A 16,533-nucleotide genomic window follows, 5' to 3' on the forward strand; every position below is an offset into this window, starting at 1 on the left:
TAATAAATTTTAGTCTTCCTTTATTGCCTTATCTCCGATTTTCCATTTAAGAAACAGGTTAATGTCCCCAATTGCATCATTTATCCGCCATCGGTACTCTGGGTTTTCCCGAAGTTCTCTAAGTAGTACAGGTTTTACTAAGTGCTTTTCCAAATGTGCCTTTGTTCGTGCAACGTAGGCTAATCCTAATACGGCATTTGCTCTCAGCGCAGCATCTTCATGCTGGGAAAGCTTGATGCACAAATCTTGAGCATACTTCCAGTTCGGATGATACATTCCTACGGAAAAAGGGAGTGACCTAAGTTCGTCCAATTCATTTCTTGCCATTATTTCATTAATCTCGTCATTTGATAATTCATCCAAAGGCTTGTAAATTCTCTTCTCAGTCACAGGTGTATCTCCCTTCACCCATTCATAATGCAATGAGGCTGCGAAACAACCTTTCTGGTTCAACTATCGTACCCGATAGCGTAATGAATTTGCGAATGCCAGATGCGTGAATATGCTCTCGACTTTTTAAAATCCCCAAAGATTATGTTATTTCGTTACATATCATTTATATTGAAATCACTTAATTTAACAAGTTTTTTCTTCCCTCTGTTTCCTTTTGTGATTTTTTCTTCTCCGTTTTCCTCTATTTTTTCGATAATATAATCACCTGTGAGCAAATTATAATCTTCCGTATCAAATGCCATTTCTGTACCTTCTTTAATTGGATGATTCCATCCCATAGTTACTCCAATTAAATGCCAATCGTTTTCTTGAAATCTAAACCTATAGTTGTCATACCACCTTTGCCCACTGCCCCCGTAATCATTAACTACCACGGATCCTCTATCTATTATAATTCCATCAAACGGATCCCCCCAACCTCCACCATCAAGTGCCCCCAAGATTACATTGTCTGCAATGATTGAGAGTGAGTATGTATTATCTTTGTTGCCAAATGCAATTAGTAATGAACGGTCATTTATATCCGCTGTGTTCTCGATTACAATTGCAATGTCTTGTATTCCATCCTTGTTCAAATCACCTTCTGCTTTAGCTTTTGCATTTTCATAGTTTACATCCAATATATGCCACCCCGTTGGTATTAACGAAGCAATATCTTTAGCATTTGTGTTGCTATCATCACTATTTTGTTGGGCCAACCTCCATTTTGCATTGCTAATAGGCTCTTGATACATTTCTTGTCCTTCATAAATATACCCGCTAGTGTACCTGTCATACTCTGTATTGTCATCTGGAAGATCAGCATTAAACGTGAAGAAGGTTAAACCTCCCTTATCCCAATCAAAGCGAAGTTGAAGAAAACGCCATTGAAATTCTGATTCAATGAATTTATCATGACTATCCCCAATATTTGTAGTATTAATACCCTCTTTAGTTGCGAATGAAGGGGACGAAAACTCGATTTGCTTTACAATTGAATTTTGTAAATAAACACTTAAATAATCCTTCTTCGATCTATATGTAATCATCTGATCATCATAAGCATCAGTTGGATTTCCAAGTAGCTTTATTACATCCTCCCTTGTCATTCCAAGAGAAATTTTACCTACCGATTTTCCAGGTATTATTAAATATTCATTGTTAGTTATTGGATTGATGGATGGTTCTGTGGTTGATGCAGGTTCTAAATTATTCTTATTATTCGTTGAAGATAAATCTGGTGTCGATGTCGGTGTGGAGACCCTCGTAGATGAACCTGGTTCTTCACTAGCTTTCGATGCTGGTGCCTTTGTAGAAGTCGAATTAAGATCATTACTTTGAGTACATCCCGTTAATGTAAAAGCCAAAAGAAATATACACATTACTATTTGGAATTTTTGCACATAAAGTACCCCTCGAATTATTATTTTCCCCCAATTATAACCTACATCTCGAAATTTGTAATTCAGCTATCCTGCCCATTACTTCAATGAAAACGGCAGCCGATTGTCTGGTCGACTGCCGCAATATCCTATTCATCTAACGTTCCTCGATAGCTTAATCGTTAGATGGCTACGATTCATTAATTGTTCCTGAGCTCAATTTTACAAGTTAGTGGGTTGCGATGACCTTCCCTTCTTCAGGCGAAGCTCCTCCTGCTCGCTTTAAGGCAACGAACGCAACTACAATGCCGATCAACGTAACCGCTGCTGAAACAATAAACGCAGTATGAATCGACGAATTAAGCGCGCTCGGACTCATCGTCTCCATCGTTGTGTCGGAACCCAAGGTAGCGGAGATAATAGCCATGATAACCGCAAGACCGATTGCGCCGCCGATCTGCTGTCCGGTGTTGATGACCGCGGAAGATACTCCTTGTTCGCTCGGATCGACTCCCGTACTTCCGGCGATAAACATGGTCGTGAAGACGAGCGCTTGCCCGAGACCGATAATGATCGTTCCTGGGATTATTCCCCAAGCGTTGCCCGAAGCCGATAGCTGGGTCAAGAGTAGGAAGCCGATGCCTCCAAGTGCCATCCCCGATGCGATTGTCCCGGCGACTCCGACCTTGGCCAGCATGGGAGTGATGAGCTTGGCTCCCAGGAATGCGCTAAGGGTGAGAGGCAGGAAAGTAAACCCGGACTGAATAGCCGAAAAATTCAGGACGTTCTGGGTATACAGCGTAAGGAAGTAGTATAGCGTACCGAACGATGCGGAGAAAAGAAAGGCGACAAGCGCGGCTCCGATCAGGTTGCGATTGCGGAACATGCGGAAGTTGATCAGCGGCCCCTTGGAACGCTTCTCGATAACGACGAATGCGACTAGGAGCGCGGCTCCGATCAGAACGAATGGCAAGGTGCTTGCGCTAAGCCAGCCCGATACGGGAGATTGAATCAAATAATACACGGCAAGAAGCATGCCTGCGGTAACCGAAACTGTTCCTGCGATGTCGTAATGCTTGCGGCCGCTCGATGTTGCGCTCTCCTTAAGCACAACTGGGGCAAGCAAGAGAGTGAGGAGCGCGATCGGTACGTTAACGAAGAATGTCGCTTCCCAGCCGATAAAGCTCGTGAGTACACCGCCGAGCAGCAAGCCGAGCGACATGCCTACGCCGCCCATGGCAGCCCAGATTCCCATCGCCCGATTCCGTTCGGCTCCTTCTTCGAAGTTAGACATAATCAGCGATAGAGTTGCCGGCGACAACAAGGCTCCCCCTAGACCTTGCAAGCCTCTGGAAATGATTAACATGAGCTGGGAATCAGCCAGCCCGCCAAGCAATGAGCCTAATCCGAACAGGGACATGGCGATCATAAACATTCTCCGTCTACCCATCAAGTCCGAGAGTCTTCCCCCGATTAGCAGGAACCCTCCGAACGCTAGGGAATACGCGCTAACGACCCATTGCAGGTGGTTGGCGGAGAATCCCAGTTCCTCGCCAAGAGAAGGCATTGCCACGAAAATAATCGTATAATCCAGAGCCATGATTAATTGGGAGATGGCGAGCACGAGAAGCGCTAACCCTTTGAAACGGCCACTATTCATTTTGTACACCCTCCATTTTCGGACTAATTAGTCTAGAATGTCCATATTTGACTGAACGATCTGATAAAGGCAGCAGAGGGGAGATCACAGCTCTCCCGTTATGCTTCTAGCATTGACAGTGTGACTGTCGTAATTTCTTCGAGCACCTTAGGATCGTTTGTTAACTTGGCGACTTGCGTCAAAGTATACCGCGAATGGTACAGATACCGGGCCAAAGCTTGCAAATCCTGATCGGTGCTCAGCTCTTGGTTATGCTTGGCTCGAACCAACGCTTCATAGAAGGCACGCTCCAGTCGGTTTCGGTCCTCCTCGAACAAGGCGGCAATCTCCGGTTCATGAGGAACTTGATCGATGGCGCTGTACAGAATGAAGCACTCCTTGCGCCGGTCCTCATCTTGAAGGACAAAGACGATTTCACGGAAAATCGCATGGATCGCTTCCTTGACGGACTCCGACTTCTCTAAATAAACGACTACAGCGGATGATTTCTCGTTTACGTAATGCTTCACGGCCTTGATGAAGAGATCCTTCTTCGTGCCGTACGTATCGTATAAGCTCTGCCGAGCGATGCCCAGCCCTTCGAGCAGAATGGGAAGCGACGTTCCTTCGTATCCGTAATGACCGAACACTTCCATCGCTTTATGCAGGACCAGGTTCATGTCGAATTCTTTGCTTCTTGCCATGCGGGATCCCTCCTTTCCTTGTCCTCATACTACCCTTAACAGATCGTTCAGTCAAGAATGGGCAGCAAGCTATTATTCGGAGAATCGTACGGCATCGCTAACGCTTCCGACGGATTCGATGGCAACAAGCGGATTCCAGAAATCGCGATAGCTTTCGATAAGTCCGTCCTTCGTACGGACGACGCTAATGTAGGTTTGGTTGTACGGGTTGCCAGTCTCCCGATGTTTGCCCACGGACTTGAACTCCGCGATCGTCAATTCCGGATCCTGCGCCGGGTGGAACACAAGATCGGTGAATTCCACTTCGAAGTGCTTCGGGAAGTTCTGCATATATTCGAAGAGCTCAGCCTTGCCTTGCTTACGGTCGGGGAACCCTGCCGGTCCGTACGGGAACTCCAGCAAACCGTCTTCCTGCCACAGACCGACCCAAGCTTCGATATTGCCGCCGGATAAGTGCTTCAGGTGGTTACGGAACGTTTCTTGCGCTTGCTCCCGAATGGTTAGTTGCGTTTCTTGCTTCTCAATGTTTTGTTGGTTCAACATGGGATATCCCTCCGTTTATTTTGACTATTCAGTCTGGAATGTTTATAAAAAAAGCTTACTGCATTAGGTACGTTTATGGTTGGTTCAATATTCTCTTCTTAATTCTTCATGTCCTTAGCCCCCTTCGTTTGATGTGTTCATCTTAGTATTTCCGGACTGAACGGTCAAGAATTATTTTTGATCTTTTCCCCTGCTCCCGGACTCTTGTTTATTCAGCGCTTCCATCGCCGCAATCACGGGGATGGAAGCCCCCTCCCGAAGGTCATCGCGTTCTCAGCGCAAATTCCGAAACGAGCAAACCATGTCTCTTAGTCTCTTGTAGTTCATTATTAATTGACGCCCGAATTGCGTCCAGGCATAAGCCATGTAACGTCATATCCCATATTACTGAGTATTCCTAGCCCATCTTTAAACTCAATTCTGTTTGTTCCATTCCACCCATTTCCCAAACCATACAAAATGAACCGCTTAACCGTTCTTGGGTAATGTAAATTAAAACTCTCCATATCACCCTTGAACAAATTCTTTAAAAGAACGCGAACTAATAGTGGGCTTCCCGAAATTGGGTCATCCCATGTACACAAGTTGAATGTACATGTCATGCTTTTAAGTCCCTTTAATGATATAGAAAGTGAAAATTTCGCAGTATCATATAACAAACGTTCTCCGTTACCTTAATAACAAAATTCTATTTTAACAGAGGGCCGAATAAATTCCTTCAAATGAAGTTCATTATTCCTTCTTCAGCTATCTGTTTTAACTTTTCGTTTCTATATTCCAAAAAAGATTTCATATACTTCTTAAGAATTATTTTCTCTACGGCCCGTCCAAGTAAACCAAGAGGAGCTTCAAATATTAATGTATCTTTCATTACTGTTATTCCATCTCGTTCTTCAAACTCATGTTTGTGTTTCATACTTTTAAATGCACCTTTCAACATCTCATCTGAAAAGTGAAAAGGTCTTTGATATTCAGTAATTTTAGAGGTTAACCTTTGTCTGATTATAAAATGAGTTGCCTGAAATGTGACGGTTTCATCTATACTTATCAAGCCCTTAGTTCTTCCACCTATCGCCGTCTCATTTGTATGTTTCCAAACTGTTTGAGTATGTATTTCAATATCTCTTGCCAAATCAAAACAAAATGCAATCGGAGCATTAATTTCAGTTTCTGTTGTTATTGTAATCATAGCAGACAACTCCTTGGCACAAAAAAACTGAACTTCAAATAAATGCGCTAATTTCGAGTAACGGTATGCATACTCAACAATCGTCTCCCGTTAGTTGAATCAATGTTTCGATATTCAGCTATTTTCCTTATTCAAATAAAGGAGCAATTTTGTCTTTACATCAGCCCATTCTTTATCCAAAATACTGTATACGTTGGAATTCCGAAGATAACCATCATGCATAATCAATTCCTGTCTTAGGGTACCTTCAAACTGTGCTCCAATTCTTTGAATCGCCTTATTTGACCGTTCATTTCTTGTATCCGTACGGAACTGTACTCGCACTAAATTTAAGTTTTCAAAGCCATATTCCAGAAGAAGAAACTTACACTCGGTATTTATCCTTGTTCTCCAGACCTTTGGCGCCAACCAAGTACCACCTATTTCAAGTTTTCTGTTTAGCAGGGATATATCTAAATAACTGGTACTTCCAACAATCTCATTAGTACTTTTATCAAAAATCACAAACGGATATCTTAATCCTTGCTCTTTTGACTTCATCCACTGATTCATTGTAGTTACCAAATCTTCAGGCTTACTTATTGTCGAGGGGCTGAATGTCCATATATCGCTGTGATTACTTGCATTGAACAACCCCTCCAAATGCTCATGTGCTGCTGGCACTAACCTTACTCGTTCACCTTCTAGAGTGATGTCGCTTTTTATCATTATCAACCACGGACTCCTCTTCAAAAAATGATTTGTCACTGTCCCTAATGATATTCCACTAAATATTGTAAGTATCCTGCCCTTTAGCTTAACGCCGCCGCTGCCAGTTAACACTTTATTTTCTCAGTCTGAGACACTAGTTGAATAAAAAAAGCCGCGCTTGGCGGCTTTTTTAATAATTAGGATGTTCTGTCCGTAAATTCGCGAGTCACTAGTCCCGTGTCACCCGTTCCTGCATATGAAAGGTTCTTATAGTAGTAACCATAATGACGGAACTGGAATTTGACCATGCCCGTATCATTAGAAACGCGCATGCCTGGTTCCATCAAATAAGTATTCGATGATACCGTTTGACCAAGTGGGAAGTCATACGTCCATTTACAATAGCCATTAGACATCGAGGAATTATCAGTGACATCAACGGAACTACGAGCCGTTGTCCAGCCTACCGATGGCATACCAACCGTTAAGTTTACATTGAAGCTCGAACCAGCTACAGTCGTCGAAGGACCATAGGAGAGAACTTTCTGATCCGGCAGGTAAGGCTCGACGCCGTGGCGAGAAGCGACTTGTCGCGTCTGATAGCCGTTAACCGGACGAGTTGTTGTCGACGATTTCATATCCCACACGGAAGTGTTTGTTCCATTCAGCGTGGTGTCACCTGCTTTTGTATAAGTAACCGAGCTATCCAGCAAACCAGCAACGACATATGTTCCATCAGCATACTTCTCAGCATCGCTGTAGATTGCAAAGTGGAAGGTTTCGGTGTAGGTCGTGCCTGCTGCTACGGCTGCGTTTGCCTTATCTGCAGAGAAAGTCGATACGCCGCCCGCAAGGATAACTGTCGCCAAAGAAACGGATAGGAGTTGCTTCATCTTCATAACCTATTGACCATCCTTGTTCATTTTCTTTTTAGTAAACCCTTGCGAGTCGCTGTATTCGTCTTGTGCTACTTCATCTGCATATTTTTCAATGTCAGCCATGTTTGGATTGTCAATATTCGCGAAGTAATAATCCATTTGAGGCACACCGTCTACTACATAATATCCAACGGCATACAGCTTGTTGTCGCCAAAGTCGATATCACCATCAGGGAGAAGTGAAGCAATTTCTTCCTTGCTGATTTGCTTCCCGTTTTTATGGACAAAATTATATTGCTTGGGTGTTTTGTCCGCTTTCATGGCTTGACCATTGGATGTTTCTTTTTTGAACCAACCTTTATGTTGTTGTTGTACTGAGTTATCAGACTTCCAAGCAGCCGAAGTTGGAGTCGATTCAGCTTTAGCACTATTCAGAGTTCCAAGAGTTCCAGCACCAGCTACAATAACGATCAAAGCAGCAATAGGTATAAGTATTTTTTTTCGCATTTACCTAATGTAATATAAAATTCGATTCGAACGTCAGGAGACAACACGATGGATGATCAACTGGTAATACTTTTATTGGTTCTTGTAGCTGCCTTTTGCCTCTTTATGTCATTCACTTTATCTGGTTACATCGGACGCAAAAAACAGTTTGAAAAACAGTTAATTGATAAGCTCGATGAGATAACTCAACTCATAAAGAAGACAAAAGATTGAACTTTTCCCGGCCGGGTTTGTTCGACTTACACATTATAAGCTCTTGTTATTAATCGTTGGAATGGCCAAATTTCTGGTAATTCACATAAAATTCATATTTGTATGCAAAGCCCCCGTCTCCTTGCGGGGGCTTTGTTTTTATCACCAGATCCAGATCCGATCCTTGTATTCGTTCTGCAGCTGCAAGTGTTCGATCGTCGAGAATTGCTCGCGGTATTCGTCGATGGTCGCTTGCATTTCCTTCAATTTTTTCTTTGCAATTCGGAACGTGATTTCCCAACCGCTCCGCGCAGGACCGACGCGCCGATCGCACCCCCTGGCTTTGTTACTTCAATGAAAACGGCAGCCGATTGTCTGGTCGACTGCCGCAATATCCTATTCATCTAACGTGCCGGTTAGCTTAGTTTTTCAATCACTATTTGAACGTAAAATTTTCCTATTCGTTGCGTTAAACTGCCCGTTAATTCACTTCTGATGACGTAAGTCTAATCCTTTTTATTCGCAGTCTACATCTTTATTTTCTTAGTCTACAACTATATTTTCCAGTCTAAAACTTATTTTCTCAAGTCACATGAAACGTCAACTCCGTTCAGACGGCCATACTTAAAAACACGCCGGAATCCGGCGTGTTTGGGTTTAATGAATCTATAGATTACGGAATGCGTCTAACGGCTTGACTTCCTTCGTCAGCTGCCCGTGCTCCGTCAGCCAATTAATAACTGTGCTCCACGACTGTTCCGATTGGCTTCCGAAAGGCTCTGCGCCTGCATCCATTAACGGAAGCAGAATGTTCAAGCTGTTCTTCTCGATCTCCGGATCAAGCGGGAACTCCGCGTTCTGCTTGTCCAAGAGCAGCTGCAGCGCTTCTTCCGGATGTTCTTGCGTATAGGCCTGGCCCTTGGCCGACGCCGCCACAAATTTCTTGATCGCATCCATTTTGTTCTTCAATCCATCCTCGCTAGCGGTCAGGACAAGCTCATAGTAATCCGGAACGCCGTACTTCGCTGGATCGAAAGCCGTTACTTTCGCCCCATCCTTCTCGAGCAGCAGCTTCTCGTGGTTAATGTAGCCGCCGATAATGGAATCTACACGATGAGTCGTCATGGCCGGAATCAGATCCCAAGAAACGTCCGTGTAGGTCAGCTTAGCGGGGTCGCCGCCGTCTGCCTTCACCATCGTATTGACGATGGCTTGGTCGAGCGGAATCGACGGGTAACCGACTTTGTGTCCTACTAGATCTTTGGGACTCTTAATCTGTTCCGAATCCAGCACCATCAATTGATTAAGCGGATGGCGGACGATCGCACCGACTGATACGATAGGGATCTGTTCAGAGCGCGCAATCGCAACTTGCATCTGGTAGCTCAATGCCAGATCGGCTTTGCCCGTCGCCACAAGCTTCAGCGCGTCGTTCGTATCCGCCGGCGTGACCAGATTCACCTTCAAGCCCGCTTCTTTATAAAACCCTTGCTCCTCCGCCGCGTACATGAACGTATGGACAGCATTCGGATACCAATCCAACAATACAGTAAGCTCCGTTTCCCCCGGCTCGGATTTCTTGTCGGACGAACAGCCCGCCGTTCCGATAAGCACCGCGGCAAGCGCGATAGACAACCATGCTTTTTTATTCCACAATGTCAATTTCAAAGTAATTCCCCTTTACCTAAATTAACTTCTGCGGTACGACAGCACCGCTTTCTCCAACCATAAAGCAGCGAGGAACAATAGAATCCCCATAGCAGACAGCAGCAGCACGCCAGAGAATACGGCATCGGCGCGCAGCATATTGGACGCCCGCTTCGTATAGACGCCGAGGCCGCTTTCCCCTCCGAGCCATTCTCCGAGCGTAGCGCCTCCGACGCTGAATGCAGCCGCCATCTTCAATCCCGTGAAAAAGCCGGGCAGCGCAGACGGTATCTTCCACTTGAGCAGCAGATCGCGTTTGCCCGCTCCCATCGTCTTCATTAGTGCCCCGATATCCGGATCGGCAGACCGGAAGCCGTCTGCCGTATTGACGGCGATGGAGAAGAACGTGAATAGAATGACGACAGCAATTTTACTCCAAATTTCATAACCGAACCACATGACCATAATCGGCGATAACACGATGATCGGAATCGTCTGGGAACCGACAATGAGCGGATAAATCGTCTTCTTCGCCAAGCTGGAACGATCGATCCATACCGCAGCGAGCGTCCCGGCAACGGTGGAAATCCCAAGCCCCAGCAAGGCTTCCCACAGAGTAGTGACCGCGTGCTTGCCCAGCAACTGCCGGTTATCCCACATGGACACGAAAACGTCCGAGAGCTTCGGAATGATGTAATGCGGAACGTCGAACAGGCTCGTCCCGGCTTCCCATATCGCAGCGAGCAGCACGACGAATAGAAGCACGGGAACGTTCGATTTTATTTTCCCGCTCATACGGTGACACCTGCCCTGCCGCTAACGGTTCGGCCAAGGTGTTCAAGCAGCTGCCGTTTCAAACCGATGAAGGCCGGGTCCAGCGCCGCTTCATAGCTGCGGGGGCGAGGGAGCGTCACGTTCAGCTCGCTCAGTGTCGTAATCGGCGATTCTGCCGCTACCAGCACCCGGTCGGACAGGAGCAATGCTTCATCGACGTCATGGGTAATGAACAAAATCGTCTTGCGGTGCTGTTCCCACACTTGCAGCAGCCATTCCTGCATGCTGACGCGTGTCATCGCGTCCAATGCGCTGAACGGCTCGTCCAGCAGAAACAGCTCTCCGCCGCCGAGCAGCGACCGCAAGAACGATACCCGTTGGCGCATGCCGCCGGACAACTCATGCGGATACTTGCGTTCCGTTCCTTCGAGTCCAAGGCCCGGCAGCAGCTCCAGCACCCGGCGCCTCGCTTCCCGCTTCGATGTTCCGCTCAGTTCAAGGCCCAGCGCTGCATTATCCAGCACCGTTCTCCAAGGCATCAGGCAATCCTTTTGCGGCATATAGCCGATCTTCCCTTGCTTGGATGCCTCCGCGGCCGAGTTCTCTTGTGTGCCTATGGTGATCGTCCCAGCTTGAGGAATGAGCAATCCGGCCAACATCCGGAACAGGGTCGTCTTGCCGATGCCGCTTGCCGCAAGAATGCTGACGAATTCTCCTTGCTTAATGTCGAAGCTCAGTTCCTTGAACAGATGAGGCTGTCCAGGAAAAGAAAAGCTTAGCCCGCGAACCGATAATGCAGGCGCTTCTTGTGACGATCGGGTCAAATCGGCCACTCTTCTTTCCGGTAGGACATGTCCCAGAACATATATTCAAGCTTGGATGCGACGAGGAAGCGCTCCTCCAGCCGTGCCAGTTCCGACTCCGGCAGTCCTTCCGCCAGTCGGTTCATGATGTCGATCGTCCAATCGGTCAATACTCCGAATTCGTCCGAGCTGTACATCAAGATCCATTCCCGGTACAACGGATGATCCAGTGCTCCCGGAATCTTCGCATACGCCACCCCGATCTCACGGTAGCTCCACATACATGGCAGCAGCGCAGCGACCACCTCAGCCAGCGAGCCTTGCGCAGCCGTGTCCAGCAGAAATTTCGTATACGCGATCGTCGTCGGCGATGGAACCGTCTGTTCCAGCTGCTCGCGCGTCACACCGAAGCGTGCTGCGTAATCCCGGTGCAGCGACATCTCCACGTGCAGCGTCGAGTGAAGCAGCTCCGCGAACTTCGTCATCGTCTCTAGATCGCGGGACTTCATGCTGGCGATCGCGAACAATTTGGCATAATCGATCAGATACACATAATCCTGCTTCAGATAGAAAATGAAGCGCTCCGGATCCAGCGTCCCTTCTCTTAACTCCACCAAGAACGGATGCTCGTGGCACTGGTTCCATATGGATTGCGTTGATTCATACAGCCTATCGCTAAACCGGCTCATGTTGATCCCCCGTTCATTATTGTCGTTATTAATTATTCAGTATGGCCCTTCTTACGGTTGCACCAATCCGCGATGAAACCGATCATGATTTTCGTATAATCGAGCAGCTCTTGAATATCCGTACTTTCATTAACGGCATGAGCATATGCAAGCTCGCCCGGTCCGTAGATGACCGTCGGGATTCCCGCCCGGCCGATCCAGCCTGCATCCGTCACCGTCGGGCTCATGCCCGCTTCAGGCTCGGTGCCGCGAACTTGCGTATGGCTTGCGAACAGTGCTTTGAACCCGTCGGTTTCTGTATCCAGTTCTAATGAAGGAAAAATTTCACCGCGCTCCTCGATCATCGACCGGCCTCCCCAGCGGAAGGTTGGCGGATTGTTGCGAAGCCACGGATCGCCTGCCGCTACCCCGAGCAGATGCTCTTCAATCTCTGCGGCAACCGACTCATAATCTTCGTCCGGATAGAAGTGTACCGTAATCCAGAGCGAGCACCGGTCCGCAATAAAGGCCGCATGACGCCCGCCTTCGATGACCGCAGGGTTGATCGTATTCGAGCCCGCCGGGAATCCGGGGTACGACTTGGTCACCGCCCAATGGCGTTCGAGCTCTTGGAGCCCTGCGATGAGCTTGGCCATTTTCTCAATCGCGCTCGCGCCCTCTACTCCGCCGCCTGCATGAATCATTCGAGAACGCATTCCGTCATGGTACGTGACCGGACTTTGCACCGTCACCCAGCCGGTAATGACACCGCCTTGTCCTTGGATGGCCAATGCGCTAGTATCCGCGACAACGGCAAAATCCGCCGTGTGTCCTCGCTCCATACACGCACGAGTTCCCGCTTCGCCGGCTTCTTCGCCAATGACGGAATGGAAGAGAAGATCGCCCTTCAGTTCCACACCGGCTTCGGTCAACAGCTTCACCGCAAACAGCAGAGCGGCAAGGCCGCCCTTCATATCTGCGGTTCCTCTGCCATAAGCTCTGCCGTCTTGAAGCGTCAGCTGGAATGGATCGACTTGCCACTCGCGGCTGTCGCCCACCTCGGCGACGTCCATATGTCCATTCAGCAGCAAGCTCTTATACTGGCTGCCTTCCATGCCGCGCTTCACCGCCGTCACATTCGGATCGCCGGGATACACTTCCCACAGCTCCGTCTCGAAGCCGCAGGCTTGAAGCTGCCGCTCCAGAAATTGCTGCGCTTGCATCGTGTTTCTCGCCGGAGGGCTAACGGTAGGGAAAGCGACCAGTTCGGCGAGCAGGGCGAACAGCTCGTCTTGCCGTTCTTCTACTTGCTGCTGAAGTTGTGCAATTAAGTTCATGCCTGTGTTCTCCTTCGCTGCTGAACGCATCACGGGCGGAGCAATGCAAAAAACCATACGAGAATATACGTATGGTTAAAATCCAATACATTCTCTACGCCAGCATTACCTGGTTCAGATTAACGGTCAGGGAAATAACGTTCCCAATCTCAGCCAGACTCCATCCAGCCCCCGCAGCTCAATATGAATAATAATTATAATTATCATAGCTTATATGTGGAGGGTTGACAATGGGAGAGGGAGAAAGGAGTGAATTCGCTCAGGTGCAATCGCGCCTTTATTCTTTTATATGTCATTATTACGTATTAAGTTTAATTACTGGTTCAATATCCGATCCAGCTTATTACGAAGTTTAGTAATTTCATTTGAACCTGTGGTAGGAAGTCTTAACATAGGCATCTGATATTTTTCACAAATACTATTTTTCAACTTGTCTCGCTCAGTTTGATCCGGGTTATTTCTATGAGAGGCAAAACCGTCCACCTCAATTGCCAGAAGGGGCTGCTTATTAATAGCATCATAGATAACAAAATCAAATGAAGCTCTATTTATTACATACTTTTTCTCCCTTTCGCTAAGTCTATCTGTGTCATTAAACACATCCTTAAGATATATCTGCATACCAAATGTAACGGCCTTATATTGGTCTTCTCTAATTAAATCAGATAACACACGCCACATTATATTTTCTGACTTATATCTAGATTTGGAAATCATCCTATTTTGTAAAACGTTAAGTCGTTCCGAATACTCGGTATATAACAAATCGAATACAGATATCAATTCACTTTGCGTAATATGCTCGTGAAAGGTGTTGTACTCTATGTAACGGATCAAATTACCGATATCTTTTCGAGAATCTCGGAATACCTTGTGATCTGTTACGAGAATAAACTGCTTCTGTGCTCTGGAAACAGCTACATTGACCAGGTTCGGATTTTCAACAAACTTCTTCCCAATCTGACCGTTTCTCGATTGATCCAAAACAGTGGATAAAATCATAATCGGCTTCTCTCGGCCTTGATATTTGTGAACGGTATCTATCTCAATTTCCTCGTCCAATCTTGAATTCGCTTCTTCCACCTGCAAGCGATACGGACTTGTAAATCCAATATCATCAATTGAAATATTGCAAAGCTGGAGTTCATTTAATATCTCCTCTTTAACAACATCAATTTCTCTGTGATTAAAGCTTCCTTTTTGTTTTCCCACCGTCACTTTTCTCATATGGTTGCCTGCCGCAGTGTAATGTAGCCGAATTGATACAGCAGATTCTTCTATCGTAAAAGGAATTAATTCGTTGTTATAATATTGATCGTTACAAAAACCAATAATTTTCGGACTGCATCGATAATGCTCTTTCAACATTACTTTAGGTACGTTTTCTCCATAAATAGAAAGCATGGAGGACAACAAGCTATGTTTAAAATAGTTGTACGACTCATCGACATCTGCAGTTTTAAGCATGCTTTGAATACCCTCATCGACAATTTGAGGCAATTGCTTAGTATCTCCAACAATAACGACCTGCTTACAACATGACATTGCAAGTACTCCGGTCAGAAGGTCCACTTGAGAAGCTTCATCAATAATGACATAGTCAAAAAGATAATTGTCTGGAATACAAGAACGCAAGGCATGTGTCGTACTCAGTACTATTGGAAAGTGTTCAATAAACTCATCGAACTTATTCTTGTTTAAATAGTTTTTCAAGTTACCGCTATAAATGGTTTTATCTCGATACTTATTATATAGTTGTTGCTTGAATAGAAGTGTAGAATTTGCTTCATGTTGATCTATAAGGTTATCAAATGATTCTCCATCTAGTTCTCGCTGTATTCCACTCCGCTCTTCCTCTAACTCATTAAGTTTTGATTCGTAGTACTTCATCTGCAAACTTGTAATAAGGTTCAACCGATTTTCCTTCAGGTCTTTAAAATTAATGAACCCATACTTAAATAGTAACTTGATCTTATGTAAAAAACGGAATGCTCTGTTTCCCGAAAAGTATTCGTCTACCAAAAATGCAATTATCGTTTCAGCGGTTTGTCGACGGTAAAATAAGCGTTCCATCTCCACATAGTTCTGTTCTTGGTTGTGAAGTTGAAAATGTTTTTGTTCCAAACGAAAGGCCGTTATTTCTTGACCAAGTTTAGCTCTGCGATTAGCAAGTTCCATCAATCGGCTCAGTCGCAAGGACAATCCATTTATAGTTTCCGTTATCACTTCCATTTGAATCTCATTATTCCACTCAGTAACACGGTATTCGGGCAAATTGCTAAAGAATGCCTTCTTATTCTCTAAATTTCCTAACGATGCAGCAATAAATTCGTATCCATATTTTCGAAGCTTATCTTTCACATTTTGTACTGCAGCATTATTACCTGAGACTACTGCAACAGACTTATTTTGCATGACGGTTAGATTGGCAAGGATATTGAGAATAGTTTGTGTCTTCCCAGTGCCAGGCGGACCTTCAATAATAGAAATCTTATTAAGCAATGCTTTTTCAAGTGCCTCTTTTTGACTTAAGTTGAATCGAAATGGATATATGTTAGGAACCGATGCAGGCTCTGATTGGGTGATTTCAGCACCTTTGATATAAGAGGCAAGTACACTATTGTGATGAATGGAGTTGAGCTTAGAAAATTGTTTCTTCAAATAGGCTTCAGACTCATCCTCCGGCTTAGTGTATTGAGCTATGTCATTCCAATAGTGCAAAATACTTTCCGTTTGAGTATGCTCGTGACCCATCGACTCAATCTTGATAAGGTGCGAACTGTAAATTTGAGTTTGCTGATTCTCGAAGAACACCTTAATTATCTCACCAAAGTCCAAGACTTCGTGAACATTCTGAAGAGGGATCCCTTCATATATAACATTTTTATCACAAAGATCTAGCGAGATTGGTTTCGTTTTAATTAAAATTTTTGTGGCAGAAAATCTATATGGCTCATCTCGACTATAAAATTGGATATACACCCAATTTTCTTGCACCAAATAATTATCAATTTCACTCGTTTTATCGCCTTGGTCTGTAATTATTAGAACTTTGCGTTCATCCATTATCTTCATTTCCTTCATATAAAATCAGTAATAGATTAACTTGGTGCACTGAGGTTTACCCCCTCTATTTTATTACTAAATT

General features: G+C 45.4%; 16 protein-coding genes. 1 reads left to right on the forward strand and 15 read right to left on the reverse strand.

The features are described 5' to 3' along the window. Nucleotides 1-9: 9 nt before the first annotated feature. The 9 genes from PKO01S_RS23985 to PKO01S_RS24025 form a co-directional block, all read right to left on the reverse strand. A complete protein-coding gene (locus tag PKO01S_RS23985; protein WP_246070708.1) occupies nt 10-390 on the reverse strand; it encodes a hypothetical protein in 381 nt (126 codons plus the stop codon). Between the two features lie 155 nt (nt 391-545). Then, entirely contained in the window at nt 546-1,835 is a 1,290-nt protein-coding gene (locus tag PKO01S_RS23990) for a hypothetical protein (protein ID WP_127533980.1), read from the reverse strand. Between the two features lie 208 nt (nt 1,836-2,043). Further along, entirely contained in the window at nt 2,044-3,474 is a 1,431-nt protein-coding gene (locus tag PKO01S_RS23995; RefSeq protein ID WP_127533981.1) for an MFS transporter, read from the reverse strand. Between the two features lie 98 nt (nt 3,475-3,572). Next, a complete protein-coding gene (locus PKO01S_RS24000; protein ID WP_127533982.1) occupies nt 3,573-4,157 on the reverse strand; it encodes a TetR/AcrR family transcriptional regulator in 585 nt (194 codons plus the stop codon). A gap of 72 nt (nt 4,158-4,229) precedes the next feature. Then, a complete protein-coding gene (locus PKO01S_RS24005) occupies nt 4,230-4,700 on the reverse strand; it encodes a nuclear transport factor 2 family protein (RefSeq protein ID WP_127533983.1) in 471 nt (156 codons plus the stop codon). A 718-nt stretch (nt 4,701-5,418) separates the two neighbouring features. Continuing rightward, nucleotides 5,419-5,889, reverse strand: a complete 471-nt coding sequence (locus PKO01S_RS24010) for an SRPBCC family protein (protein ID WP_127533984.1) — start codon at nt 5,887-5,889, stop codon at nt 5,419-5,421. 114 nt (nt 5,890-6,003) lie between these two features. Further along, nucleotides 6,004-6,597 (reverse strand): GNAT family N-acetyltransferase, encoded by a 594-nt coding sequence (locus tag PKO01S_RS24015; RefSeq protein WP_127533985.1) that lies wholly within the window; start codon nt 6,595-6,597, stop codon nt 6,004-6,006. A gap of 179 nt (nt 6,598-6,776) precedes the next feature. Further along, on the reverse strand, nt 6,777-7,478 hold the full coding sequence (locus tag PKO01S_RS24020; protein ID WP_127533986.1) for a hypothetical protein: 702 nt from the start codon (nt 7,476-7,478) through the stop codon (nt 6,777-6,779). Nucleotides 7,479-7,481: 3 nt separating this feature from the next. Next, nucleotides 7,482-7,964, reverse strand: coding sequence for a hypothetical protein (locus PKO01S_RS24025; protein ID WP_127533987.1), 483 nt, complete (start codon nt 7,962-7,964; stop codon nt 7,482-7,484). 48 nt (nt 7,965-8,012) lie between these two features. On the opposite strand from PKO01S_RS24025, the gene PKO01S_RS28950 reads away from it, so the two are divergent. Beyond that, on the forward strand, nt 8,013-8,177 hold the full coding sequence (locus PKO01S_RS28950; protein ID WP_164779742.1) for a hypothetical protein: 165 nt from the start codon (nt 8,013-8,015) through the stop codon (nt 8,175-8,177). A 645-nt stretch (nt 8,178-8,822) separates the two neighbouring features. Here the strand turns inward: PKO01S_RS28950 and PKO01S_RS24030 are convergent. The 6 genes from PKO01S_RS24030 to PKO01S_RS24055 form a co-directional block, all read right to left on the reverse strand. After that, the gene (locus tag PKO01S_RS24030) at nt 8,823-9,824 is read right to left on the reverse strand and encodes an ABC transporter substrate-binding protein (RefSeq protein ID WP_127533988.1); all 1,002 of its coding nucleotides are present in this window, start codon (nt 9,822-9,824) and stop codon (nt 8,823-8,825) included. 21 nt (nt 9,825-9,845) lie between these two features. After that, nucleotides 9,846-10,598, reverse strand: a complete 753-nt coding sequence (locus tag PKO01S_RS24035) for an ABC transporter permease (RefSeq protein WP_127533989.1) — start codon at nt 10,596-10,598, stop codon at nt 9,846-9,848. Continuing rightward, on the reverse strand, nt 10,595-11,401 hold the full coding sequence (locus PKO01S_RS24040; protein ID WP_246070709.1) for an ABC transporter ATP-binding protein: 807 nt from the start codon (nt 11,399-11,401) through the stop codon (nt 10,595-10,597). Before PKO01S_RS24040 ends, PKO01S_RS24035 begins: the two co-directional genes overlap by 4 nt. Beyond that, nucleotides 11,398-12,069 carry a thiaminase II gene (gene tenA, locus PKO01S_RS24045; protein WP_127533991.1) on the reverse strand — a complete coding sequence of 224 codons (672 nt, stop codon included), beginning with the start codon at nt 12,067-12,069 and terminating at the stop codon, nt 11,398-11,400. The genes PKO01S_RS24040 and tenA overlap by 4 nt, the downstream gene beginning before the upstream one ends. Before the next feature lie 32 nt (nt 12,070-12,101). After that, nucleotides 12,102-13,385 (reverse strand): acetylornithine deacetylase, encoded by a 1,284-nt coding sequence (locus PKO01S_RS24050; RefSeq protein ID WP_127533992.1) that lies wholly within the window; start codon nt 13,383-13,385, stop codon nt 12,102-12,104. Between the two features lie 315 nt (nt 13,386-13,700). After that, a complete protein-coding gene (locus PKO01S_RS24055) occupies nt 13,701-16,451 on the reverse strand; it encodes an AAA domain-containing protein (protein WP_164779743.1) in 2,751 nt (916 codons plus the stop codon). Nucleotides 16,452-16,533: the final 82 nt, after the last annotated feature.

The organism is Paenibacillus kobensis NBRC 15729, assembly GCF_004000825.1.
In the GTDB taxonomy this organism is placed as follows: Bacteria; Bacillota; Bacilli; order Paenibacillales; family Paenibacillaceae; genus Paenibacillus_T; species Paenibacillus_T kobensis.